17 protein-coding genes and 1 pseudogene are annotated in these 25,271 nt (G+C 62.8%); 11 read left to right on the forward strand and 7 right to left on the reverse strand.

The window, feature by feature from the left end; all coding sequences use genetic code 11:
- Both V7773_RS08670 and V7773_RS08675 read right to left on the reverse strand, forming a co-directional pair.
- Complete coding sequence (locus V7773_RS08670) at positions 1-1,131, reverse strand: carbon-nitrogen hydrolase family protein (RefSeq protein ID WP_063322125.1); 1,131 nt, start codon at positions 1,129-1,131, stop codon at positions 1-3.
- Positions 1,132-1,303: 172 nt separating this feature from the next.
- A complete protein-coding gene (locus V7773_RS08675; protein ID WP_336073032.1) occupies positions 1,304-2,521 on the reverse strand; it encodes a DUF3422 domain-containing protein in 1,218 nt (405 codons plus the stop codon).
- 240 nt (positions 2,522-2,761) lie between these two features.
- On the opposite strand from V7773_RS08675, the gene V7773_RS08680 reads away from it, so the two are divergent.
- Positions 2,762-4,801 (forward strand): NADPH-dependent 2,4-dienoyl-CoA reductase, encoded by a 2,040-nt coding sequence (locus V7773_RS08680; protein WP_336073033.1) that lies wholly within the window; start codon positions 2,762-2,764, stop codon positions 4,799-4,801.
- 137 nt (positions 4,802-4,938) lie between these two features.
- The gene (locus tag V7773_RS08685; protein ID WP_336073034.1) at positions 4,939-5,847 is read left to right on the forward strand and encodes a 1-aminocyclopropane-1-carboxylate deaminase/D-cysteine desulfhydrase; all 909 of its coding nucleotides are present in this window, start codon (positions 4,939-4,941) and stop codon (positions 5,845-5,847) included.
- Between the two features lie 6 nt (positions 5,848-5,853).
- On the opposite strand, the gene V7773_RS08690 is transcribed toward V7773_RS08685, so the two are convergent.
- The gene (locus V7773_RS08690; RefSeq protein ID WP_336073035.1) at positions 5,854-6,402 is read right to left on the reverse strand and encodes a cytochrome b; all 549 of its coding nucleotides are present in this window, start codon (positions 6,400-6,402) and stop codon (positions 5,854-5,856) included.
- Positions 6,403-6,528: 126 nt separating this feature from the next.
- On the reverse strand, positions 6,529-7,935 hold the full coding sequence (locus tag V7773_RS08695) for a type VI secretion system Vgr family protein (protein ID WP_336073036.1): 1,407 nt from the start codon (positions 7,933-7,935) through the stop codon (positions 6,529-6,531).
- Positions 7,936-8,154: 219 nt separating this feature from the next.
- Between V7773_RS08695 and V7773_RS08700 the strand changes: the two genes are divergently transcribed.
- A complete protein-coding gene (locus V7773_RS08700) occupies positions 8,155-8,859 on the forward strand; it encodes a YebC/PmpR family DNA-binding transcriptional regulator (RefSeq protein ID WP_003199952.1) in 705 nt (234 codons plus the stop codon).
- Between the two features lie 210 nt (positions 8,860-9,069).
- Here the strand turns inward: V7773_RS08700 and V7773_RS08705 are convergent, their stop codons facing one another.
- The gene (locus V7773_RS08705; protein ID WP_092223881.1) at positions 9,070-10,383 is read right to left on the reverse strand and encodes a leucine-rich repeat-containing protein kinase family protein; all 1,314 of its coding nucleotides are present in this window, start codon (positions 10,381-10,383) and stop codon (positions 9,070-9,072) included.
- Between the two features lie 320 nt (positions 10,384-10,703).
- Between V7773_RS08705 and V7773_RS08710 the strand changes: the two are divergent.
- Positions 10,704-10,892: pseudogene (locus V7773_RS08710) on the forward strand (IclR family transcriptional regulator); the annotation flags it as partial.
- A gap of 494 nt (positions 10,893-11,386) precedes the next feature.
- On the opposite strand, the gene V7773_RS08715 reads toward V7773_RS08710, so the two are convergent.
- Both V7773_RS08715 and xthA read right to left on the reverse strand, forming a co-directional pair.
- Positions 11,387-12,721: a phosphate ABC transporter substrate-binding/OmpA family protein gene (locus tag V7773_RS08715; RefSeq protein WP_336073037.1), complete on the reverse strand. Its 1,335-nt coding sequence runs from the start codon at positions 12,719-12,721 to the stop codon at positions 11,387-11,389.
- A 192-nt stretch (positions 12,722-12,913) separates the two neighbouring features.
- On the reverse strand, positions 12,914-13,726 hold the full coding sequence (gene xthA, locus V7773_RS08720) for an exodeoxyribonuclease III (RefSeq protein WP_003203684.1): 813 nt from the start codon (positions 13,724-13,726) through the stop codon (positions 12,914-12,916).
- Positions 13,727-13,903: 177 nt separating this feature from the next.
- Between xthA and V7773_RS08725 the strand changes: the two genes are divergently transcribed.
- The 7 genes from V7773_RS08725 (at position 13,904) to V7773_RS08755 (ending at position 25,149) form a co-directional block, all read left to right on the forward strand.
- The gene (locus V7773_RS08725) at positions 13,904-14,554 is read left to right on the forward strand and encodes a GNAT family N-acetyltransferase (RefSeq protein WP_003203682.1); all 651 of its coding nucleotides are present in this window, start codon (positions 13,904-13,906) and stop codon (positions 14,552-14,554) included.
- A 65-nt stretch (positions 14,555-14,619) separates the two neighbouring features.
- Positions 14,620-16,347, forward strand: a complete 1,728-nt coding sequence (locus V7773_RS08730; protein WP_336073039.1) for an autotransporter assembly complex protein TamA — start codon at positions 14,620-14,622, stop codon at positions 16,345-16,347.
- Entirely contained in the window at positions 16,344-20,030 is a 3,687-nt protein-coding gene (locus V7773_RS08735; protein ID WP_336073041.1) for a translocation/assembly module TamB domain-containing protein, read from the forward strand. Before V7773_RS08730 ends, V7773_RS08735 begins: the two co-directional genes overlap by 4 nt.
- A 163-nt stretch (positions 20,031-20,193) precedes the next feature.
- Positions 20,194-20,667 (forward strand): MarR family winged helix-turn-helix transcriptional regulator, encoded by a 474-nt coding sequence (locus V7773_RS08740; RefSeq protein WP_058546840.1) that lies wholly within the window; start codon positions 20,194-20,196, stop codon positions 20,665-20,667.
- Positions 20,664-22,133: an efflux transporter outer membrane subunit gene (locus tag V7773_RS08745; RefSeq protein WP_336073042.1), complete on the forward strand. Its 1,470-nt coding sequence runs from the start codon at positions 20,664-20,666 to the stop codon at positions 22,131-22,133. Before V7773_RS08740 ends, V7773_RS08745 begins: the two co-directional genes overlap by 4 nt.
- Before the next feature lie 15 nt (positions 22,134-22,148).
- On the forward strand, positions 22,149-23,345 hold the full coding sequence (locus V7773_RS08750; RefSeq protein ID WP_072339768.1) for an HlyD family secretion protein: 1,197 nt from the start codon (positions 22,149-22,151) through the stop codon (positions 23,343-23,345).
- A gap of 274 nt (positions 23,346-23,619) precedes the next feature.
- On the forward strand, positions 23,620-25,149 hold the full coding sequence (locus V7773_RS08755) for a DHA2 family efflux MFS transporter permease subunit (protein ID WP_336073044.1): 1,530 nt from the start codon (positions 23,620-23,622) through the stop codon (positions 25,147-25,149).
- Positions 25,150-25,271: the final 122 nt, after the last annotated feature.

Here is a 25,271-nt window from a genome sequence, read left to right on the forward strand (position 1 = left end):
TCACAACCACAGGTTCAGCAGGCGGGCGCCGCGGGCGTTGCCATCGGGGAAGTGTTGGCCGTTGTGGCTGATGAAACTCTGGCCGGCGCTGCCGTTGTCCCAGAACTGGCCCCGCAGGAACACGCTGACGCCGCCCTGGGCCTGGCTGATGGGCAATTGGCCGGTCAGTGTCAGGCGATGCCAGGCTTGGCCCTCGCTCACTTCACCTGGCTTGAGGCTCACCTCGCTCGGCGTGGACAGGCCTTTATAACCGCTCCAGGGTTTGTCCCATGTGTCGCGACCGAGGATGAAGGCGGGCACCGCAATCAGTTGCGCGCCCTGGTCGTTGAGTTGCCGGTAGTGGAGCGGGTACCAACTGTCGCTGCCGATCAGCACGCCCAGGCGCCCGGCGGGGGTGTCGATGACTTGGACAGCGGTCGGGCGGTCGGCCCCAAGCACGTCGCGCTGTTCAAACACCGGATGTCGTTGGCGTTGTGGCTGGCCGATCGGCCGGCCATCGCTGCCGAACACCAGGCTGCTGTTGTACAGCGCACCGCGACCGATCTTCAGTTCACCGTCACTGACACTGGGCTCGGGAAGCACGATGGAGCCGGCCACCAGGGTGATACCGAACTCCTTGGCCAGCCCACCGAACAGCGCTTGATAGTCATGGGCCATGCGCTCGGCTTTCATGCGCAGGTGGGCATCGTCCAGTCGGCTATCGCCTTGAGCGCTGATCAATGCCTGGATAAACGCTAGCGGATTACTGATCGCCAGCCAGTTCATGGCTTCCTTCAGGCTGGTGGCCTGGTACAACTCGTCTTTTTCGCCGCCGACCATCAACCAGGTGCCGATGTGCTCGGGCAGGACCACCACGGTCTTGGCATTGAGAAAGCCCTGGTCGCGAGCCGTCTGCAGATAGGCTGCCAGTTTGCGATGCAGGCGCTCGGGGCTCTGGTAGTCGGTGGGGAACAGTTCGGGTTGGATGCCCAGCAGGTTACCGCGGTCGGCGGGTGTGCCCTGATCGACGGCCAGGCTGATGCGCAGGTCCGACAGGTAATGACCCGTCGGACGATCCGTCGTCCACAGTGCGTAGGTGATCAGGGCGGCAATCAAGGCCAGGGAAAACAGCAGGTACAGAAATTTGCGCATGGGAGAACAGTCAGCGGCCGTGTGCAGGTTCGTGATTTTTCATCAGGAGCTACGGGGCAGGGTACGGTAAAACAAGGGATTAGCGAAGGGCGGGCGCTGATTTGTACTTGCGCCAGGCCTGCGCCAAGGCGTCCATGGAATCCTTGGACACCCTGCGCGCGAGCAAGGCGCACTAGTGACTTTTGGCCTTCCTGATGCGGATCAGAATCAGCAGCATGATCAACAGCACCGGTGGCGTCATGCCCAGCAGTGCCTCGCGGGCGGAGAGGCTTGCGCCCAAGGTGTGCAGCCCGCTATAGACCAGTTTGAACAGATTGATCAGGTAGTAGGTGATGGCAATGATCGACAGGCCTTCCACCGCGCGCTGGATCTTTATCTGTGCATCGGCGCGTGCATTGAGGCTGCGCAGGATCTCGGCGTTCTGATCCTCCATTTCGACCTGTACGCGTGCTTGCAACAAGTCACCCAGGTTGGCAACGCTCATGGCCAGTTGCTCGAGGCGCTGTTCGGTGGCTGCGCAATAACGCACCGTGGGTTTGAAACGCCGTTCGATGAACACGCCCAGCCGCTGGCAATCCCCCAGGTGACTTTCACGCAACTCCCCCAGGCGCTCGAACACCAGTTGGGCATAGGCGCGGGTGGCGCTGAAACGGTGGCGATTCTTGACCGTGCTGCTGACAACCTGGCGAGACAGCAGGGCGATGTCCTCCAGCAGGGCCTTGGCATGCACGCCGCTGGCATTGGCGTTGCGTTCGGACAGGCTCACCAGGGTGCGATCGAATTCGTTCAGTTGCGGGTCCAGTGCCTTGGCGGTATTGAGCGACAAGGACGCCATCATGCGATAGGTCTCGATTTCCAGCAGGCGCCGGATCATGCGGCCCTGACGATAAGCGTTGAGTCGTCGGTTAATGAACAGCAGGCGGTTGGTGCCGTCCTCGGTCAGGCGAAAATCGCTCCAGACCACCGCATCGCCACCGCCCACGCAAGAACCGCAGGGGTCCTTGAAACCGTAGCTGGGCAGGTCGAGACCGGCTTCGGCGCGCACCACTACCTGAACGGCATTGATGAGGTGCTGGGCATGGCCTTCGATACCCTGGGCAAGGCATTCGGGCAGCGTTGTCCAGTGCAGTTCGTTGGTGCTGGCGGGAGCGACCAGGGTCAGGGTGAAGAACTCGGCGTGGCGCTCCCACTTGAGTGGATGGCCTTCAAGGCGGGTGATGCCTTGTGCGGCCTCTGCTGCGACGGTTTCAGGGCACAGTCGCTCGAGCAGCGCGTTGCACTGGGCATTGTCGCCAAGAAACGCCAGGTGGAAGACGTGGGCCGGCTCGTCGAAGTACAGCGACGGGCGGGCGTGCAACTCGTTGTGCAGCATTTTTCGTTGGGGATGCATGCGAGGGCGACCGTGTTATTAGGGTTATTTTAGGGTTGAGCACCTGGACCAGCGTTGATAGGACTGGTGCATTCCAGCGAGAGTCACGCGCAGCTGATCGGTGCACTGCACATTTGGATCATTAACTTGTCAGTTACGGTCATTGAGTGCCCGCATCCGGACTCTTACGCTGTGGGTCATGACAGACGCAAGCTGCAGAGTTTGCGCTTTTCCCCGTGATCGCCCGTTGTGGAGTTACCGATGACCGCCTCTCATTACCCGCACCTGCTGGCCCCGCTGGACCTGGGTTTCACCACGTTGCGCAACCGTACCCTGATGGGTTCGATGCACACCGGCCTGGAAGAGAAACCCGGCGGCTTCGAACGCATGGCGGCGTATTTTGCCGAGCGCGCCCGGGGCGGCGTGGGCCTGATGGTCACCGGTGGGATCGGGCCGAATGACGAGGGCGGCGTGTACTCCGGGGCGGCCAAGCTGACCACCGAGGAAGAAGCGCTCAAGCACCAGATCGTGACCCGGGCCGTACACGAGGCCGGTGGCAAGATCTGCATGCAAATTCTCCATGCCGGGCGCTACGCCTACAGCCCCAAGCAGGTGGCACCGAGCGCGATCCAGGCACCGATCAACCCGTTCAAGCCCAAGGAACTGGACGAGGAGGGTATCGAGAAGCAGATCAGCGATTTCGTCACCTGTTCGGTACTGGCCCAGAAGGCCGAATACGACGGCGTCGAGATCATGGGCTCGGAAGGTTATTTCATTAACCAGTTCCTGGCGGCCCACACCAACCACCGTACCGACCGTTGGGGCGGCAGCTATGAAAACCGCATGCGCCTGCCGGTGGAAATCGTGCGTCGGGTGCGTGAGGCAGTAGGCCCGAACTTCATCATCATCTTTCGCCTGTCGATGCTCGATCTGGTGGAAGGTGGCAGTTCGTGGGAGGAAATCGTCCAGTTGGCCAAGGCCATCGAGCAGGCCGGCGCAACGATCATCAACACCGGTATCGGTTGGCACGAAGCGCGGATTCCCACCATTGCCACCAAGGTTCCACGGGCGGCGTTCAGCAAGGTCACGGCCAAGCTGCGTGGTTCGGTAAGCATCCCGCTGATCACGACCAATCGCATCAACACCCCGGAAGTGGCCGAGCAGATCCTCGCTGAGGGCGATGCCGATATGGTCTCCATGGCCCGGCCCTTCCTGGCCGATCCGGAGTTCGTCAACAAGGCCGCTGCCGGTCGCAGTGACGAAATCAACACCTGCATCGGCTGCAACCAGGCGTGCCTGGACCACACCTTTGGCGGCAAGCTCACCAGTTGCCTGGTCAACCCACGGGCTTGCCATGAAACCGAGCTGAACTACCTGCCGGTGACCCAGGTGAAGAAAATCGCCGTGGTCGGTGCCGGCCCCGCCGGGTTGTCCGCAGCCACGGTGGCGGCCGAACGTGGGCACCAGGTGACGCTGTTCGATTCGGCCAGTGAAATCGGCGGTCAGTTCAACATTGCCAAGCGCGTGCCGGGCAAGGAAGAGTTCTTCGAAACACTGCGCTACTTCAAGCGAAAATTGCAGACCAGCCATGTCGAGCTGTGCCTCGATACCCGGGTGGATGTGGCGCAATTGGTGGCCGGCGGCTACGACGAGATCATCCTTGCCACCGGCATCGCGCCGCGCGTGCCGGCGATTCCCGGGGTGGAGCATGCCAAGGTGTTGAGCTACCTGGACGTGATCCTCGAGCGCAAGCCGGTGGGCCGCAGTGTCGCGGTGATCGGTGCAGGCGGTATTGGCTTCGACGTGTCGGAGTTCCTGGTGCATCAGGGCGTCGCCACCAGCCAGGACCGCGAGGCGTTCTGGAAGGAGTGGGGCATCGACACCCACCTCGAGGCTCGCGGCGGTGTGGCCGGGATCAAGGCTGAACCCCATGCACCGGCGCGCCAGGTGTTCCTGTTGCAACGCAAGACCTCGAAGGTTGGTGACGGCCTGGGCAAGACCACCGGCTGGATTCACCGCACGGGCCTGAAGAACAAGCAGGTGCAGATGCTCAACAGCGTCGAGTACCTGAAGATCGACGACGACGGCCTGTACATTCGCATCGGCGAAACCGGCGAGCCGCAAGTGCTGGCCGTGGACAACATCGTGATCTGCGCCGGCCAGGATCCGCTGCGTGAGTTGCAGGAAGGCCTAGAAGCGGCGGGGCAGACCGTTCACCTCATTGGCGGCGCCGACGTGGCGGCGGAACTGGATGCCAAGCGGGCGATCAACCAGGGTTCGCGGTTGGCGGCGCAGTTGTAACTCACACGCTCTGTAGAACCCGGACTCCCTGTGGGAGCGAGCAAGCTCGCTCCCACAGGAGACGGTGAACTCCGATCCTGAAGTCTCCCAACACCGAGCTGTTAAGATGCCGGTATCTTCCCCTCCGGCCCGCCGCAATGCTGCTTCCCGCCCTCGATTGGCATCCCCGACCCCGACTCGAACCCCTTCACCTGGACTGGCTCGCCCGTGCCGGTGTGGAAGTGGCGGTGTTGCGCCTGGACCGGATCGATCCACTGATCAGCGGCAACAAGTGGTTCAAGTTGGTCCATCACTTGCGCGCCGCCCATGAAGCCGGTGCCGAGGGGGTCATGAGCCTGGGCGGGGCGTACTCCAACCATTTGCATGCGTTGGCGGCGGCGGGCAAGCGCTTCGGGTTTCCCACGGCGGGGCTGTTGCGTGGTCATCCCCAGGACACGCCAACGGTGCGCGACCTGAAAGTGTTTGGCATGGACCTGCACTGGTTGGGTTATGGCGGATACCGAGAGCGGCACGCGCCGGGTTTCTGGGCGCCGTGGCAGATCCGCTATCCCTATTTGCATCCGGTGCCCGAGGGCGGTTCAGGATTGCCCGGTGCACAAGGCTGCCAGGTCTGGGCGGCCAACGTCCGTGCACAACTGGCGACGTTGGGATGGGCGGATTTTCACGGCTGGTGGCTGGCCTGTGGTACGGGTACGTCGCTGGCCGGGCTGGTGCTGGCCGAAGCGGGACAGCGCCCGGTCTATGGCGTGCTGGCGGTGCCCCAGGACCATGGCGTGGTGCAGCAAGTCGAACGCATCGTGGGGGAGGCGGGCCTTTGCAGTCCACCTTATGAATTGTTCGACGGCAGCCGTGGCGGGTTCGCCCGGGTCGATGCCGAACTCACCGAGTTCATCGAAACCACGACGGCCATCGAACTGGAGCCGTTGTACACCGGCAAAGCCTTGATGTTGCTCAAGACGCAAGTCGAGGCCGGACGATTTGCCCCGGATACCCGTCTGGTCTTCGTCCACACCGGCGGTTTGCAAGGCCGCCGGGGGTTCGAGTAACGACGGTCAGCCGCGTTTGGGCATCATCCGCAGCAGCGTGTTGTCCCGTACCACATAGTGGTGGTACAGCCCCGCCAAGGCATGCAGGCCAATCAGCCAATAGCCGATGGTGCCGCCCAGCACGTGCCAGCCTTCCAGTTGCTTGGCGAAATCCTTGTCTTGATTGATGAGCAACGGCAGATCGAAACCGTAGAACATCACCTGGTGCCCTTCGGCGCTGGTGATCAGCCAGCCCAGCAGCGGCATGGCGATCATGAACAGGTACAGCGCCCAATGCATCAGGCGAGCGAGAACGGTTTGCCATGCTGGCGATGCCGGGGAAATCGCCGGAGCCTTACCCATGCTGCGGGCGAACAGGCGTAGCCAGACCAGCAGGAACACCGTCAGGCCGAGCATGAAGTGCGCTTCCTTGATCAGGGTGCGACCGCCGCTGCCCTTGGGGAAAATCCCGCGGAACTCGATGCAGGCGTAAACCACGGCCAGCAGAACCAGCATCAGCCAATGCAAGGTGACCGTGACGGTACTGTAGCGGCTTTCTGAGTTTTTCCAGGGCATTGCAGGCCTCTCCAACGATCAGGGTAGAGCGCCGTCTAGAGCGGCGTTATCCGTTTACTGTAAGCCCGTTTCGCTGGGTTTGCTTGAGCCAGATCATTTTTGCCGGCATGAAGCCACAGGGTTGCGTCAGGGAGTCAAATCCGGCGGATTCAGCAGCCAGTCCAACAGCAGCCCCGCATCATGCTCCCCACGGGGCGATTTCGGGGACGTGGCGCTATGGCCTGCGCCGGTATCGACAGCCCCTGGGCACAGCACCGGTCGATCAGGGTCGCCATCGAGAAAACTCACCAGCACTTCGCTGCCGGCCATCAGGCTGGGGCTGCCATCCAGCGTCAGCCGCGACACGGGCAGCGTGATGCCGTCCTGGTCCGGCGCCCATAGGCTGACACTCACCTGGCCACGTTCATCGGGGCTGGCCGGCTGGCCGGTGCTGCCGAGTACATGAGCCAGGTGGTACCCGGGGATGGGGGGCTTGGGGTGCTTGAGGGCTGGCCTGAACGTGGTGGACCAGGGAATGGCGGTGAACCGGTTGTGGTAGTCACGGGCCGACGGTGCGGCGGGCAGGTCCGGCTCCAGGATCGAGAACTGCCGTCCGCGATGCCGGACCTCGGTGATCAACCATTGATCGTTGAAGGTGGAAACCGGGTGTTCGCAGACCTGCACGATGTCGCCGCCGTGCAGGGCCGGTTGGGTACTGTGGCCATGGATTTCCCGTTGCCGGCAGCGCAGCCGTTCAAGGTGGCGGCGACCGGCCTGGTAACGGTGAGCCAAGGCCGGGTTGCCGCGCATGGCTTCGTGATCGAGCCGCTCAAGGGGTTGATTCGCCGCCGAGGCCTCGGCTTCGGGCGGGGCCCGGTCACTGAACCCGACGGGCAGCCCAGGCATCATCGGATGGTGACGCAAATACAAGCGTCTGATGGCCGGCAGCAGGCTGTCGTTCGGGCGCAGGTGCAGCTCGATGGGGCGCGCGGGAAAGCTCTTTGGGTCTTCGGCAAACACCAGGACATGGCCCTGGGGAGCATGTTCGAAGTGGTAATGAATGCCTTCTTCCTCACACAGTCGTTGCAGGAGGGTCAGGTCGCTTTCGTCGTACTGGATGCAAAACGGGCGACACGGATACAGCCCATGGGGCAGTTCGAAACGGTAACTGTCGACGGGTAGCGCGTGTTCTTCCAGCAGGCGTTGCAGCAGCTGCACCACGCTGAGCCGATGGAAAACCCGGCGCTGTGGGCCTTGCTCCAGTTGCTGGAGGTAGGGAACCAACGTCACACGATAGCCGATACGCCGCGGCGCCAGGGCACTGAGGCTAACGCTGTGGACAATCCCATGGACGCCCGATTCGCCTTCCAGGCGCAGGAAGGCCGGATGCCCCAAGAGCAGTTGGAGATCTATCGGCGGGGCCAGGCCGATCAGTTCGAGGTCAAAGCGGTATGGCTGGTTGAGGGCTTCGCGGCCACTGAACCGCAAGACTTGCAGTTGCAAGCCGCTTTGCGTGAGCGTCAGGCTGAAGGGACTTTCCGTGTCGTTGCGCATCGCAGCTCCTACTGGCAGGGAGAGAGGCGCAGAGGGTACGAAACCGCAGGGGAAAACGGTGCTTGTGAGTCGCTATTTCAGAAACGCCCTACAACACGCTGTGAAAATGTCGATCCGGCAGGGTGAATTTTTTGGTCGATCAGCCGGTTTAGGCCGTATAAACTTGCGCCACAGCGCCGGCCGGCAGATGTCTCGGCGCGTCAGACAAGAGAGTGAGTAATGGGCGCACAGTGGAAGGTTAAACACAAAGAAGCGGCTGCCAACGCCAAGGGCAAGATCTTCGGCAAGCTGGTGAAGGAAATCACCATTGCCGCGCGCAACGGCGCTGATACCGCGACCAACGCGCACTTGCGACTGGTGGTCGAACAGGCGAAGAAGGCCTCGATGCCCCGCGAGACCCTGGAACGTGCGATCAAGAAAGGTTCTGGCCAGCTCGGTGAAACCGTGCAATACCACCGCGTCACCTACGAAGGGTTTGCGCCGCACCAGGTGCCCCTGATCGTTGAATGCGTGACCGATAACATCAACCGCACTGTTGCCGAAATTCGCGTCGCGTTCCGCAAGGGCCAACTCGGCGCCTCGGGTTCGGTGGCGTGGGACTTCAACCATGTCGGCATGATCGAAGCCGCGCCGGACAGCCCGGACGCCGATCCGGAAATGGCCGCCATCGAGGCCGGTGCCCAGGATTTCGAACCGGGCGAAGAAGGCGCGACGTTGTTTCTCACCGATCCTGCCGACCTCGATGCCGTACAGAAGGCCTTGCCGGAGCAGGGTTTCACCGTATTGTCGGCCAAGCTGGGCTATCAGCCGAAAAACCCGGTCAGTGGCCTGACCGACGAGCAGATGGCTGAAGTAGAAGCCTTCCTCGAAGGCCTCGACAACCACGATGACGTGCAGGACATGTTTGTCGGCTTGGCCGGTTAACCCCCACCCTGCTTGGACCAGGGACGGGATGGACATGTGGCGAGGGGATTTATCCCCGCTGGGCCGCGAAGCGGCCCTGAAACCAGACAACTTGGGTATGTCTGGCTGACTCGGCAGAGTTTTGGGGGCTGCTGCGCAGCCCAGCGGGGATAAATCCCCTCGCCACAAAGGTTCGGGCGATCAACCGATGACGTCGATTGAATCAGTGGATTAGAAGCTGGACAACAGCTGCCTGATCTCATCGAACCCCGGCCGCGCCAACACCTCTGGCTGACAGCAACGCACCTGCAGATCCTGTAACGCTGCCAGTTCCTCAGCACTGAGCGTCGGTTCGATCCGCGCCAGCAATTCCCCCAGCAAAATCCCGAAGGCCCGCACCTCGATGCGTTGCAGCGCGCGGGTTTGCAGGTTGTCTGTGGTGGCGTGGAACGACGCCGCGCCAAAGTCCCCCAGCAGGCAATCGCCCTGTTCATCGCACAGAATATTGTGCCCGTAGAGATCCCCATGGGTGATGCCATGGCGGTGCAGGTGCGCCGCCACCGAGGCAATGCCGTGGGCGATGCGCAAGGCCACCGGGGCGCTCAGGCGCAGTTCATCGGCATACACGTCGCGGCTGCATGACGCCAGGCTCGGCAGCCCGGCGAGGTTACGGTAGCTGGGCTCGATCAGCGCCATCACCAGCCCGGCCTGTTGCTCGGGGTGCCCGGCAACCTGACCCAGCACCTCAATCAGGTTCGAGTGGCGACCGGCCGTGATGCAGGCATGCATCTCATGCAGGGGCGAGCCGTCGCTGGTCATCTGGCCCTTGTACAACTTCACTGCGACCTTTCGTGCCGCCTGGCCGGGCGTCTGCCAGAGCGCCTGATGAATCACCCCCGACGCGCCTTCGCCCAGTTGTCGTTGCAGTTCCAGATGCGACCATTCGATAGGCGTCGTGGTTTTCAGGGCAGTCGCTTGCGCCTGGGTTTCCAGTGGGTTGCCGGCGTAGGCCAGCCAACTGAGGCTTGGCAACGTGAGCAGCCATTGCGGCAGTTCGGTCAGTTGGTTGGCGGCGATGCGTAACAGTTCGAGGCGATGACACTGGCCCAGGCTGGCCGGCAACTGCTGCAAACGGTTGCCGGCCAGCATCAGTTTTTGCAGATAGGGGCGTTGGCCCAGTTCATCCGGCAAGCGGCTGACGCAGTTGTCGGTCAGGATCAGCCAGCGCAGCAGTGGCGGCAGTGCGGCGCCCGTGACGCGGTTGATGCGGTTGGCCTTGAAACCGACCATGGTCAGCGCGCTGCAACGGCCCAGGCATTCGGGCAGTTCAGTGAAGCGGTTGTCGGAACAGAACAGTACGCGCAGGCGAGTCAGCCGATGCAGGTCGTCGGGCAGCGTGTCCAACTGATTGCCGCTGAGGTTGAGGATCTCGAGGGAATCGGCCAGGTCGAAGATTTCCCGGGGAAACTCCGTCAAGCCGCAGGCCAGGTCCAGCCGGGTAATGCCGCAGAGCTGGCCGGCGCGTAGTTGGGCGAGGGTGTGCATGGATGGGGTCGCTGTTGATCAAGGGGAGGGCACAAGAACCTGTGGCGAGGGAGCTTGCCCCCGCTGGGCTGCATGGCAGCCCCAAAAGCGGCTATGCAATCAGTCTGACACACCTTGGTGTCAGGGGTGAGGGCTGCTTCGCAGCCCAGCGGGAGCAAGCTCCCTCGCCACAGGTTATCTTCAGGCACTAAGCCCGAGATGGCCGCATGATAACTGTAAAATTCGCGCTAGCGCTCGATGCTGCGGTTCCAGCGGGCGTTCCAGGCCGGGCGTTGCTCGTTGACCTGGTCCCAATCCACGGCAATCACCGTTTCCAGGTATTGCCGATCCTCGACCGTGACGGCCGAGCCGTGGCCGCCTTGAGCGTGGCAACGGTGAGCGACCGCCTGGGGTCCGATCGCCTGCCGATGATGGTGGAGCTCAAGCGCGAGGCGGCCCTGATCGGACCGCGGATCAAGCCGTTCGACCCGTTGCTGCGCAGGCCTTCGCAGGTGTTTGGGCAGGGTTGAACACTGCCTCAAACCCACCGCTGATCCCCTTGTGTGCGAGCTGCAGCGGCTAGCGCGCTTCGATCGTTCCCACGCTCCTGCGTGGTAATGCCGCCAGGGACGCTCCGCGTTCCGCTTCTGGAAGGTGACGCAGAGCGTCACGGGATGCATCCCACACAGAGCGTGGGAACGATCAATGGGGTGGGGCGGCTAGCGCGGTTCGACGTTGTGCCCGCCACTAAGGCGTACAAACCGGCGGATTCTGGCGTAGTTGTAAGTAATGGCGCAAGGCGACGGAGCTTGGTCCTATATCGAAATCAGCGGGATAAACACACGGCTCTTGTGGCGAGGGAGCTTGCTCCCGCTCGGCTGCGAAGCAGTCGTAAAACCGGCTGATGCGGTCCACCTGAAAGACCGCGTCAGTCCATTTTGGGGCGGCTTCGCTACCCAGCGGGAGCAAGCTCCCTCGCCACGGGAATGAGGTTTGCCGTGGGAGAGGTGTCCGGCCTTTGGACCTAGTAAACCCAAACCTCCACCCGCCGATTCCTGATCCTTCCTTCATCTTCACTATTGGCCGCCACCGGCATCAGCGCGCCGAAGCCGCGCACTTCCCGCAAGGTCACGCCGTACTTGACCAGTTCACGTCGCACCGCCATGGCCCGCAGTTTGGACAGAAGGTCAGCCCGCGCCGGGTCGTCCTTGGCGTCGCCAAACCCCACCAGTGTCACGCGTCGATCGGTTTTGCCATGCTGCTTTATATAGTCGAGTACGCGGCTCAGATCCTGGTGGGCCTTGTTGTCCAGGCTGGCGCTGCCTTCTTCGAAGCGGAAATTCACGGTCAAGCGTTGGGCGTGGCGGCTCAGGGCCTGGTAACCCTCGGGCATCAGTGCATTCGGCGTGACGGCCATGGCCTGGACGGTTTGGGCGATAAACCCGTTCGCCGCGACGATGGCCTGGCCTTTGTCGCTTTGGGTGAACTCGACCAGTGCCGTGGCCCACGGGTTGGTTTCCCAGGGAGGTAAATAGAAGAACAGCCGGCGGGACAAGGGGTAGTCCTCGGTGGCGATCAGGTGGTTCAGCGGCAACATCGGTTGAGAATCACCGTCGGCAATCGCCAAGGCTTTGGCCTGGCGTACGTAAGGCAAACCGATGAAACCGATGCCTTGCGGGTCTTGGCTGACGGCGTCGGACAACTGTTCGCTGGATTCGAAGCGTCGCGCTGTGGGATCCAGCCGCTTACCGTGTCGGCCAAGCACCAATTCCTTGAAGGTATCGTAGGTGCCAGATTGTTCATCCCGGGCATACAGATGAATCGGCCCGCCAACGCCGCCCACCGCTTCCCAGATCTTCGCCTCGCCGCTGAATATTCGTGCCAGTTGCACAGTGTCGAGCTGACGCAACGGGTTTTGCGGATGAAGGATAATCGCCAGTCCATCGATGGCGATGACCTGCTCGGCCGTGGGACTTTTCAGATCGCCGAGGGACGATAATTCCTTCCGTTCGCTGTCCTTGATCGGCCGGGAAGAGGCCGCCAGGTCGGCGCTGGCCTGCTTGAGGGCGGCGAAACCGGTGCTCGAACCATGGGCCGCGATGTCGACTTCCACCCGTCGGCCATCGGCGGTCAGGCCGACGATGCGCTGCTCGTTGTCGCGCCCGGTGATTTCGCTGCTGACCCTGAGCAGGCCCTGATCTTCCATCAAACCTCTGACCAGAGCCGGCCCCAGCGCCGCGCCGATGGTATTGGAGCCTTGGAGGCGCAAGGCTGGGCCCTGTTCGGGAATGGGTAAATGGCCGGCCCATGCCAAGAACGGCAGCCAGAGGCCCATGAAAACCACAACACACAGCCGCATGCCGGCACCTTCTGAACCTGAGGAAGTGCCGGAAGATTAAGTCAGTCAGGTTACTGAAAGGTGACAGGGGTGCGACGGAGTACCCAAATACAATGTGGGAGCGAGCTTGCTCGCGATGACGGCGGCACATTCAAGACCAATGTGACGGCAGGACCGCTATCGCGAGCAAGCTCGCTCCCACAGGGGGCTCGATCAGCTCAACTGCAACCAGATCGGCGCGTGGTCCGACGGTTTTTCCATGCCCCGCAGCTCATAGTCCACGCCAGCGTCCTTGACCCGCGGCAGCAGGCCATGGGAAGTGAGGATCAGGTCGATGCGCAGGCCGCGCTTGGGCTCGTCCTCGAAACCGCGGCTGCGGTAGTCGAACCAGCTGAAGCGGTCGGTGACGTCCGGGTTCAGGTGGCGGAAGCTGTCCACCAGGCCCCAGTTCTTCAGGCGCGCCATCCATTCACGTTCTTCCGGCAGGAAGCTGCATTTGCCGGTTTTCAGCCAGCGCTTCATGTTGTCCGGGCCGATGCCGATGTCGCAGTCTTCCGGGGAAATGTTCACGTCACCCATCACCACCACCGGCTGATCGTTGCTGAAGCGGCTTTCCAGCAGTTGCTGCAAATCGCTGTAGAAACGTTCCTTGGCTGGGAATTTGGTCGGGTGGTCGCGGCTTTCACCTTGTGGGAAATAACCGTTCATGATGGTCACCGGCACGCCGTTGGCATCGGCGAAGGTGCCCCAGATGAAGCGCCGCTGGGCGTCCTCGTCGTCGCCCTCGAAGCCCTTGTACAGGCTCAGTGGCGCCTGGCGGGAGAGCAGGGCGACGCCGTAATGACCCTTTTGCCCGTGGTAATGCACGTGGTAGCCCAGGGCCTGCACCTCGGCCAGGGGGAATTGTTCGTCGTGGACCTTGGTTTCCTGCAGCCCGATCACGTCCGGCTGGTGCTTCTCGATCAGCGCCGCCAACTGATGGGGACGGGCGCGCAGCCCGTTGATGTTGAAGGAGACGATCTTCATGGTCGGCTGTCCTGGCAAAACTGCGATGCTAGCTGACATGTGGGAAGGGAGCCAGCGTGGCAGTAGGACAAATGCGCTGCTAATGTCCTTTGCATGTAGGAACGATCACGACCCTATCGGGTTCGTACTCAATAAGAGCAGGGCCTCACCGAGCCTCGCCCCAGGAGATCCAACGCCATGCCCGAAACCGCCACCGCCATCGCCGACATCCATATGCTCGACAGTGGTTATTCCCGTGAAGCCCGTTCGTTGCTGTATCAGGCCTATCGCCACGAGCCGACCTTCAGCTACCTGTTCGAATCCGAGCGTCCCGGTTATGAACAGCGGGTACGGGCCACGGTGCGTGAGCTGGTCAAGCAGCATTTTCTCCAAGATTTGCCGGCCATCGGCTTGCTGGTCAACGACCGCCTGATCGGCATCGCCCTGATCGCTCCGCCGCAGCGGCGCCTGGGCATCACCGAAAGCTGGGCCTGGCGCCTGCGCATGGTTCTGAGTACTGGTTTTCGTTGCACCCGGCGCTACCTGGAATACCACGCGGCGGTGCTGGCCTGCCTGCCGTCGGATGCGGTCCATGTATTGCCTCTGCTGGGCGTGCACCCTCAGTTCCAGGGCAAGCATTTCGGTGAACAGTTGCTCGAGGCGGTGCATAACTGGTGTGCGGTGGACGAGCATTCCCAGGGCGTGGTGCTGGACACCGGCAACCCACGTTACCTTGAGTTTTATAAACGCCAGGGTTATGAGGAAATCGGTGAAGTGGCGGTAGGACCGATCCGCGAGCATGTGTTCTTCCACGCCAACCCGCAGGTTCTGCAAAGCGCAACGGCATAGTCGGCCGAACTTTTGCGAAATGTCCGGCTCTATCAAGCACCTACGCTCGTGATAGCATCCGCGCCATGAACCTCCCAGGAAGAATGACCAGTGGCGCGCTCTTGCTGTCCCTCAGCTGCGTGGCGCTGGCAAACAGTGAATTGGAAGTACGGGTCAAGCCGTCCAACGATGAACTCAAGGCCAACGTAGAAGGTTACATCGGCGGCGTGGGTGATCGTGACGAGGAGGCCTTGCTGCGCTTCAGCCGTGGTGCCGAGGAGCAGGCGCGCAAGGCCGCCCAGGCGCTGGGCTACTACCAGCCGCAGATCGACAGTGAGGTCAAGGGCGGCAAGGACCCACGCCTGGTGCTGACCATCGACCCCGGCGAGCCTGTGCATTTACGCAACGTCACCGTGCGCATTGATGGCCCGGCGGCATCGCTCAAAGCCTTTCGCGTACCCAGCAACGCCGCCCTCAAGCCCGGCGCGGTGCTCAACCATGGTCGCTACGAAGACGCCAAGCGAATCATCCAGAACCAGGCTTCGCGTTATGGTTTTTTCAGTGGGCGCTTCACTCGGCAGAAGCTGTTGGTTGACCCCCAGGCGGGCATCGCCGACATCGAACTGATTTACGACAGCGGTCCGCGCTATGCCTTGGGCCCGGTGAGTTTTGAGGGCGACACACCGTTCGACGAAGACCTGCTGCAGCGCATGGTGCCGTTCAAGGCCGGCACGGCGTACGACTCCGAACTCATTGCAGAGCTCAACCAGGCCCTGCAATCGAGCGGTTATTTCGAAGGCGTCCGGGTGGATGCCGCACCGACGGCGGCCACCGACAACGTGATCCCGGTGGCGGTCAAGCTTGATACGCGCAAGCCGCGCACCATGGGCCTGGGCCTGGGGTTTTCCACCGATGTCGGCCCACGGGTCAAAGCCAACTGGACGCGCCACTGGGTCAACCCCCAGGGCCACAGTTATGGCTGGGAAGCGGAAGTGTCGGCGCCTCGGCAGAACGTCGGCTTGTGGTACGACGTGCCGCTGGATCCGCCGCTGACTGACAAGATACGTTACGCCGGCGGTTATCAATATGAAGAACTGGCCGGCACCGACAGCCTCAGCAAACTGCTCACCGTGGGCCCGGAATGGCACAGCAAGTTGCCCAGCGGCTGGCAGCGGGTGGTGTCGCTCAAGTGGCAGCGCGAGGAATATCGCCTCGGCGACGATGCGGGCCTGAGCACATTGCTGATGCCGGGCCTCAGCTATTCCTACCTGCGCAGCGACAACCGCATCGATCCACACAACGGTTACCGCTTGCAGTTCGACACCAAGGTCGCCAAGGAAGGGCTCGGCTCGGACAACAATCTTTTATACGGCACCGCCATGGTCAAGGGCCTGACCACGGTGTTCGACAAGCATCGCTTGCTGGCGCGGGCGCAGATCGGCGGCAGCGCCACCAATGGCTACAAATCCATCCCGCCATCCCTGCGCTTTTTTGCCGGTGGCGACCAGAGCGTACGGGGTTACGACTACCAGAGCCTGTCGCCGGAAAACGCCGAGGGCGACCGTATCGGTGGTCGCTACATGGTCGCCGGCAGCCTCGAATATCAATATTCCATCGCGGAAAAATGGCGGGTGGCGACGTTCATCGACCAGGGCAACTCTTTTAACAGCCTGGAACTGCCGAGCCTCAAGACCGGCGTGGGCGTCGGCGTGCGCTGGGTTTCGCCGGTGGGCCCGATCCGCCTCGACCTGGCCCATGCGATGGACGACGACGGCGGCATCCGCTTGCACTTTTCCATGGGGCCTGAGCTGTGACGCGTGGTTTGAAGATAACGCTGCTGGCGCTCGCCGGGGGGGTGGTGGCGGTCGTGCTGGCCTTGAGCATTGTGCTGGGCACGGCATTCGGCAGCCGTTGGGCCCTCGGCTTGGTGCCGGGGCTGACCGTGGAGAATTTCCAGGGCCGGCTGGGCGGGCAGTGGAGCGCCGATCACGTGCTGTGGCAGCAGGACGCCAGTCGGGTGGAGGTGGATCGGCTGATATTCGCCTGGTCGCCGCTGTGCCTGGCGCGCATGACCCTGTGCATCGAACAGCTCAAGGCCGACCAGGTCGCCTTGCAATTGCCTGCCTCTGCCGACGAACCGAGCAGCGGCCCGATCAGCTTGCCGGATCTGGATTTGCCGCTCGCCATCGAACTGGGCGATGTGCAGGTCGGCAGCCTGTCGTTCAACGGCAGCGAGCAGCTCAAGGGGCTGCAATTGGTTGCCCATTGGACCGCCGAGGGCATGCAGATCGATTCGGTGCAATTGCAGCGCGATGAACTGAGCCTGAAACTCTCCGGCCTGCTGAAGCCGGGAGGTGACTGGCCGTTGCGCGCCGAGGGCCGGTTGACCTTGCCGGCGCCGGGCACCACACCCTGGGCGCTGGACCTGAAAGTCGACGGCAACCTGCTCAAGACCCTCAACCTCAAGGCCGACAGCAGCGGTTACCTGCAAGGCCAGTTGAGCGGTGAACTGCAACCGCTGGCGGACAACCTGCCCGCCAAGGTGCGCATCAGCGCCGACGGCTTCAAGGCCAGTGCCGATCTGCCGGACACGTTGGTGCTCAATCAGCTGGAATTGACCGGCGAAGGCGATCTGAAAAACGGCTATCAACTGCTCGGCAAAGCGACGCTGCCCGCCGAAAAAGGGGCGGTGGCGTTGTTGCTGCAAGGCACGGTGGACGCCAATGGCGCACGGATCGCCGGCCTGGATCTGGACGCCGGCAATCAGCAAAGCCTGAAACTCAGCGGGCAAGTGGACTGGCGCGACGGCTTGAGCGCCGAGGCGAAAGTCGCCTGGCTGGATTTCCCCTGGCATCGCCTGTATCCGCTGATCGACGAGCCGCAGGTGACGTTGCGCAGCTTCAATGGCGAAGTCTCGTACACCGATGGCAACTACCTGGGCAATTTCCAGGCCGCGCTGGACGGACCCGCCGGGGCTTTCAGCCTGGACAGCCCGTTCAGCGGCAACCTGACGCAGATCCATCTGCCGCAACTCAAGCTCGCCGCGGGGCAGGGCAAGGCCGAAGGGCACCTGAGCCTGCAATTTGCCGATGGCATTGCCTGGGACACGGCGCTGCAACTGTCGGCCATCAACCCGGCGTATTGGCTTGGCGAACTGCCCGGGACCCTGGCCGGGCCATTGCGCAGCAAAGGGACGATGAAGAACGACCGCCTCGATCTCGACGCGGACCTGGACCTCAAGGGCAAACTGCGCGGCCAGCCAGCGGTGCTCCAGGCCAAGGCCAGCGGCGCTGGCGAGCAGTGGACGCTCAGCGCGCTGGACATTCGCCTGGGGGATAATCGCATCAACGGCAGTGCCAGCCTGCAAGAGAAACTGACCGGCCAGATCGACATCAAGCTCGCACGCCTGGCTCAACTCTGGCCGCAATTGCGTGGCCAAGTCATCGGCCGTGTCGACGTGGCCGGCACACTCAAGGCCCCCCAAGGCAAGCTCGGCCTGCAAGGCACGCAACTGGCCTTCCAGGACAACCGCCTGCAAAGCCTGAACCTGGACGCGACCCTCGACAGCGCCCAGCGCGGCAAGCTCGACCTCAAGGCCAGCGGCATCCGCGTCGGCGAAACGTCGCTGGGCGTGCTGACGGTCAGCGGCCAGGGCGATATCAAACAACAGAAGCTCAACCTGGACCTGCAAGGGCCGCAGCTCGACACGACCCTGGCCCTCGATGGCGCGCTCGACCAGGGCAACTGGCGCGGGCGCCTGGCCAGCGGCGACGTACAGGCCGGCGGCCAAGCCTGGCGCCTGCAAGCCCCGGCGAAACTGGAGCGCCTGGCCGATGGCACGCTCAACGTCGGCGCTCATTGCTGGCGTTCCTTTGATGCCAGCCTGTGCGGTGAAGACCAGCGGCTGATGCCGGAGCCTAAGCTGCGCTATCACCTCAAGCAATTCCCCATCGAAAGCCTGGCCCAGTGGATGCCCAAGGATTTTGCCTGGCAGGGCCGGCTCAACGCGGACCTGCAATTGGACCTGCCGGCCAGCGGCCCGAACGGCCGGGTCCTGGTGGACGCCAGCGGCGGTACTTTACGGATCCGGGACAAGGAGGGCGATAAGACGCAATGGCTGGACTTCCCGTACCAGACCCTCACGCTCAACAGCCGCCTGACCCCCAAGCGCATCGACACCGACCTGAATTTCGCCGGCGCCAGGCTCGGCGAACTGATGCTCCAGGTACAAATCAACCCCATGCTCGCCAGCAAACCCATCAGCGGCTCGTTCCGCCTGACCGGCCTGGACCTGTCCGTGGCCCGGCCATTCGTGCCGATGGTGGAAACCCTCACCGGTCACCTGAACGGCAGCGGGACCTTGTCCGGTGGTTTGCTCGCGCCCCAGGTCAACGGCAACCTGGTGCTCAGCGACGGCGAAGTGTCTGGCCCGGAACTGCCGGTCAGCCTCGAAGCCTTGCAGATGCGGGCAACGATTACCGGCGAAGCGGTACAGCTCAATGGCAATTGGAAAAGTGGCAAGAGCGGGCAGGGCAGCCTGAACGGCAACATCGGCTGGGGCGATGCCCTGACCCTGAACCTGGCTCTCAAGGGCTCGCAACTGCCGGTCACCGTCGAACCGTACGCGGTGCTCGATGTCGCCCCGGACCTGAACATCACGATGCAGGGCGAGCAGCTTTCCATTGCCGGCAAGGTCCTGGTGCCCAAAGGCGAGATCACCGTCCGCGAACTGCCGCCGTCCACCGTCAAGGTGTCGGATGACACGGTGATCGTCGGCCACCAGACCGAGGAGGGCAAGGCGCCGCTGGCCATGGCGATGGACATCGACGTGATCGTCGGCCAGGACAAACTCGCGTTCTCGGGTTTCGGCCTGACGGCCAACGTCCAGGGGCAAGTGCACATCGGCGACAACATGGACACCCGCGGCGAGCTCTGGCTCAACGACGGTCGTTATCGGGCCTACGGGCAACGGCTGACGGTGCGACGGGCGCGGTTGCTGTTCGCCGGGCCCATCGACCAGCCCTATCTGGACATCGAAGCGATTCGCCAGACCGACGACGTGATCGCCGGCATCCGCTTGAGCGGCAGCGCCGAGCAACCGGCCACGCAAATTTTCTCGGAACCGGCCATGAGCCAGGAGCAGGCATTGTCCTACTTGGTGCTGGGCCGGCCACTGAGCACCACCGGCGAGGACAACAACATGCTCGCCCAGGCAGCGTTGGGCCTGGGGTTGATGGGCAGCTCGGGCGTGACCACCAGCCTGGCCAATAACCTGGGGATCGAGGATTTCCAGCTCGACACCCAGGGTAGCGGCAATGCCACCAGCGTGGTCGCCAGCGGCAACCTGTCGGAAAAACTCAGCCTGCGCTACGGCGTTGGCGTGTTCGAACCGGCCAACACCATCGCCCTGCGCTACAAGCTCAGCAAGAAGGTCTACCTCGAAGCCGCAAGCGGCGTCGCCAGCTCGCTGGACATCTTCTACAAGCGCGATTTCTAACCCTTCCCCAAATCCCCAATGTGGGAGCGAGCAAGCCCGCTCCCACATTTTGTTTCTGCGTCTGCTCGTCATGAATAGCAAGCTAACTATTCGATTGACATTCGCTGCCTAAGCAGTAATATCTCGACATACATTCACTGCCTAGGCAGCAAACGGTGGTCAGATGAAGCATTTCACTCCAGACAACTTTCACAATTGCCATCTCGGCATGCTGCTCGGCCGTACCGCGCTGCTCAAGGACCGGATCATCGACACTCATATGGAACCCGTCGGCATCACCGCCGCGCAGTTCAAGGTGTTGATCATCATGGCCCAGTACGGCATCGAGACGCCGGCCGAGCTGTGTCGCTACCTGTCCCTGGACAGCGGCTCGATGACGCGGATGCTCGATCGCCTGGAACAGAAAGGTTTCCTGGCCCGTGAACGCTCCGCCCAGGACCGCCGGCAAGTGCGCCTGGTGCTGACCGAAGCCGGCCAGGCCCTTGCCGATCGCCTGCCGTTTATCGGTGCCGAGGCCATGAACCAGTTGGCCAGCGCCATCAGCCCCGAGGAGCTGCAAACCCTCGAACAGATCCTCAAGAAAATTCTGCTCGCCGCCGGTGACCCCATTACCGTGTCGCGAATGGGGGAAAAATGAAGTGTAAAACCTTGCGTACCCGATTAAGCCTGGTGGTCTTGGCCATGAGCCTGGCGGGCTGTGCCAGCTACAGCGGCCTGAAGACCGAAGGCGTCAGCCTGGAGGCCCAGAGCCTCAAGGCCGGGCAATCCCTGAACGGCGTCACGCTGTCGCAGGCCGCGTGGCCGAAAAGCGATTGGTGGAAGAGCCTCGGCGACCCGCAACTCGACGGCCTGATCCGTGAAGCCCTGCGCGATAGCCCGGACATGCAGATCGCCAGCGCCCGGGTGCATCAGGCCAGTGCCGCGGCCTATGCTGCCAACGCGGCGCGCCTGCCGACTCTCGATGCCAGCGGCGGCGCCAGCCGTTCGCGCCTGTCCCGTGACCAGGACCCGCAAGGGCAGGGCGGGGCGTACAGCACCCTGCGCACGTTAGGTGTGGACTTCAATTACACCTTCGACCTCTGGGGTGGCCAGCGTGCCGCCTGGGAAGCCGCCCTCGGCCAGGCCCGCGCCGCCGAGATCGATCGCCAGGCCGCGCAACTGACCCTGGCCGCCGACGTGGCCCGGGCCTACAGCGACCTGGGCCAGGCCCACATTATTTATGACCTGGCCTCCGAGGACCTCAAGCGCACCCGGCAGATGCTCGACCTGGGCAAGCGCCGCCTCACTGCCGGGATCGACAGCGAATATCAGTTCCAACAGACCGAAAGCCTGGAAGCCAGCGCCGACGCCACCCTGATCGACGCAGAGAAACGCCTGCAAAGCGCCAAGATCGCCCTGGCGGTGTTGCTGGGCAAAGGTCCGGACCGCGGCCATGAAATCCCCCGGCCCAACGTGCTGCAAGCCAGCGCGGTCGCCTTGCCGTCGAACCTGCCGGCCGAGTTGCTGGGGCGTCGTCCGGACCTGGTCGCGGCACGCTGGCGGGTCGAGGCGGCGAGCAAGAACATCGAGGCCGGCAAGACCAACTTCTACCCCAATCTCAACTTGAGCGCAGCCGCCGGAACCCGGTCGTTGCTGGGCGATGCGATGTTCGGTTCGGCCAGCCGCTTCTTCAATGTGGGGCCGACGGTGTCGCTGCCGATCTTCGATGGCGGCCGCTTGCGGGCGGACCTGGATGCCCGGGACGCCGATTACGACCTGGCGGTGGCGCAATACAACAAGAGCCTGGTCACGGCCCTTGGGGATGTCAGCGACACCATCAACCAATTGCGTGACATCGCTCGCCAGATCGGTGCCCAGCAACATGCCACCGATATCGCACAGAGCTCCTACGACACGGTGGTCCAGCGCTACGGCTCGGGCATCGGGAATTACCTGGACGTGCTGAGCATCGAGCAGCAATTGCTCCAGGCCCAGCGCCAACTGGCGAACCTGAATGCCGAGCAGATCGATTTGTCGATCCAACTGATGCAGGCCCTGGGTGGCGGTTTCGAGGCCCAGACCCTGGCGGCGGCCACCCCGGCCGCTACCACGCCAAATAACTGATTCGAGGTACTTGTCATGGCGACTGCCGAAACGACTCAATCCGAACATGCGCAAGACGGTAATCCACGCAAGCGCAAGGTCATGCTGCTGACACTGACGTTGCTGGTCATTCTTTCGGGCCTGGGCGTCTGGGCCTGGCACGAACTGTATGGTCGCTGGAGCGAAAGCACTGACGATGCCTATGTGAACGGCAACGTGGTGGAAATCACGCCGCTGGTCACCGGCACCGTGGTGAGCATCGGGGCCGACGACGGCGACCTGGTGCGTGAAGGCCAGGTGCTGGTGCAGTTCGACCCGAACGACGCCGAAGTCGGGCTGCAAAGTGCCCAGGCCAACCTGGCGCGGACCGTGCGCCAGGTGCGTGGCTTGTACAGCAACGTCGATGGCATGCGGGCGCAGGTCAATGCGCAAGAGGCCGAAGTGCAGAAGGCCCAGGAAAACTACAGCCGACGCAAGAACCTGGCGGCCGGCGGGGCGATTTCCAAGGAGGAACTGTCTCACGCCCGGGATGACCTGACCTCGGCGCAGAACGCCTTGGCCAATGCCCGGCAACAGCTCAAGACCACCAGCGCCTTGGTCGACGATACCGTGGTGTCGTCCCATCCCGACGTGCAGTCCGCCGCCGCGCAGCTGCGTCAGGCCTTCCTGGCCAACGCCCGCAGTACTTTGATCGCACCCGTCACCGGTTACGTCGCCAAGCGCACCGTGCAACTCGGCCAACGGGTGCAGCCGGGCACGGCGTTGATGGCGGTGATCCCGCTGGATCAGCTGTGGATCGACGCCAACTTCAAGGAAACCCAACTGCGCGACATGCGCATCGGCCAGCCGGTGGAGATCGAAGCCGACCTGTACGGCAGCGATGTGAAGTACAGCGGCACTATCGACAGCCTTGGCGCCGGGACCGGCAGCGCGTTTGCCTTGCTACCGGCGCAGAACGCCACCGGTAACTGGATCAAGATCGTCCAGCGGGTGCCGGTGCGCATTCACATCAATGCCCAGGAACTGGCCAAGCATCCGCTGCGCATTGGCCTGTCGACCCTGGTCAACGTCGACCTGCACGACCAGAGCGGCCCGGTACTGGCCCAACAGCCGCCGCAGAAAGCCTCGTTCAGCACCCAGGTCTACGATCAGCAACTGACCGATGCCGACGCGATGATCGCGCGCCTGATCCACGACAACAGTGCGGCTGCGAGCAAGACCGCGCAGCGCTAGTCAGTCATGGCATGAACCTGTGGGAGCGAGCTTGCTCCGGGCGGATCGCTCCCACACCACCACAGTTCATTCAAGGGAACCACTGAATCTGTGGCGAGGGAGCTTGCTCCCGCTTGAGTGCGAAGCGCTCACAAAAAGGGCTGCTGCGCAGCCAACGGGAGCAAGCTCCCTCGCCACGGTGGTTCAAGCGACCTTGATGAACGGCAGTGTGTTCCCACAGGTTCTGTGCCTTGCCCCGAACGATTTCGCCACCTTCGTTTCATAGGATTTCGCAATGAGCAATAACGCGTCTTTCACGCCGCCCAGCCTGTTGCTCAGCACCATCGGGCTGTCGCTGGCGACGTTCATGCAAGTGCTTGACACCACCATTGCCAACGTCGCCTTGCCGACTATTTCCGGCAACCTGGGCGTCAGCTCGGAGCAGGGCACCTGGGTGATCACCTCGTTCGCGGTGAGCAACGCCATTGCCTTGCCGCTTACTGGCTGGCTGAGCCGGCGGTTTGGCGAGGTGAAGCTGTTTTTGTGGGCGACGATGCTGTTCGTGCTCGCGTCGTTCTTGTGTGGTATTTCCACCACGATGCCGGAGCTGATTGGCTTTCGCGTACTTCAGGGGCTGGTGGCCGGGCCGTTGTACCCGATGACCCAGACCCTGCTGATTGCCGTATACCCACCGGCCAGGCGCGGCATGGCCCTGGCGTTGCTGGCGATGGTCACGGTGGTGGCGCCGATTGCCGGGCCGATCCTCGGTGGCTGGATCACCGACAGCTACAGCTGGCCGTGGATCTTCTTCATCAACGTGCCCATCGGTGTCTTCGCCGCGCTCGTGGTGCAACAGCAGCTCAAGGCGCGACCGGTGGTCACCAGCCATCAACCGATGGATTACGTGGGCTTGATCACGTTGATCATCGGCGTCGGCGCGCTCCAGGTGATTCTCGACAAAGGCAATGACCTGGACTGGTTCGAATCGAACTTCATCATCATCGGTGCGCTGATTTCGATCATTGCCCTGGCGGTGTTCGTGATCTGGGAAATGACCGACCGCCACCCGGTGGTCAATCTCCGTCTGTTCGCCTACCGCAACTTTCGCATCGGCACCATCGTGCTGGTGGGGGGGTATGCCGGATTCTTCGGCATCAACCTGATCCTGCCGCAGTGGTTGCAGACCCAGATGGGCTACACCGCCACCTGGGCCGGGCTGGCGGTGGCCCCCATCGGCATCCTGCCGGTACTGATGTCGCCCTTCGTCGGCAAGTACGCCCACCGGTTCGACCTGCGTGTATTGGCCGGGTTGGCGTTCCTGGCTATCGGCCTGAGCTGCTTCATGCGCGCCGGGTTCACCAACGAGGTGGATTTCCAGCACATTGCGATGGTGCAATTGTTCATGGGCATCGGCGTGGCGTTGTTTTTCATGCCGACCTTGAGCATCCTGATGTCGGACTTGCCGCCGCACCAGATCGCCGACGGCGCGGGCCTGGCGACGTTCTTGCGGACCTTGGGCGGCAGCTTTGCCGCGTCCTTGACCACCTGGATCTGGATCCGCCGGGCCGACCAGCACCATGCCTACCTGAGCGAAAGCATCAGCACCTTCGAGCCGGCCACCCGCGAGGCACTCAACCAGCTTGGCGGCGCGAGCACACCGGCTTATGCCCGGCTTGACCAGGTCCTTACCAGCCAGGCGTACATGCTCTCCACCGTGGATTACTTCACGCTGTTGGGCTGGGCGTTCATGGGCTTGATCGTGCTGGTGTGGCTGGCGAAGCCGCCGTTTGCGGCGAAGGCTGGGCCGGCTTCGGCGGGGCATTGATCCAGAAGTGAAATGCAACCCAATGTGTGGGCATGCTGTTCACTTGAAATTCACCCGAATCCCTGTGGCGAGGGAGCTTGCTCCCGCTGGGCTGCGCAGCAGCCCCTTTTTTATATGAGTGC

Origin of the sequence: Pseudomonas sp. 3JA (assembly GCF_036961705.1) — a bacterium.
Classification (GTDB): Bacteria; Pseudomonadota; Gammaproteobacteria; order Pseudomonadales; family Pseudomonadaceae; genus Aquipseudomonas; species Aquipseudomonas fluorescens_Q.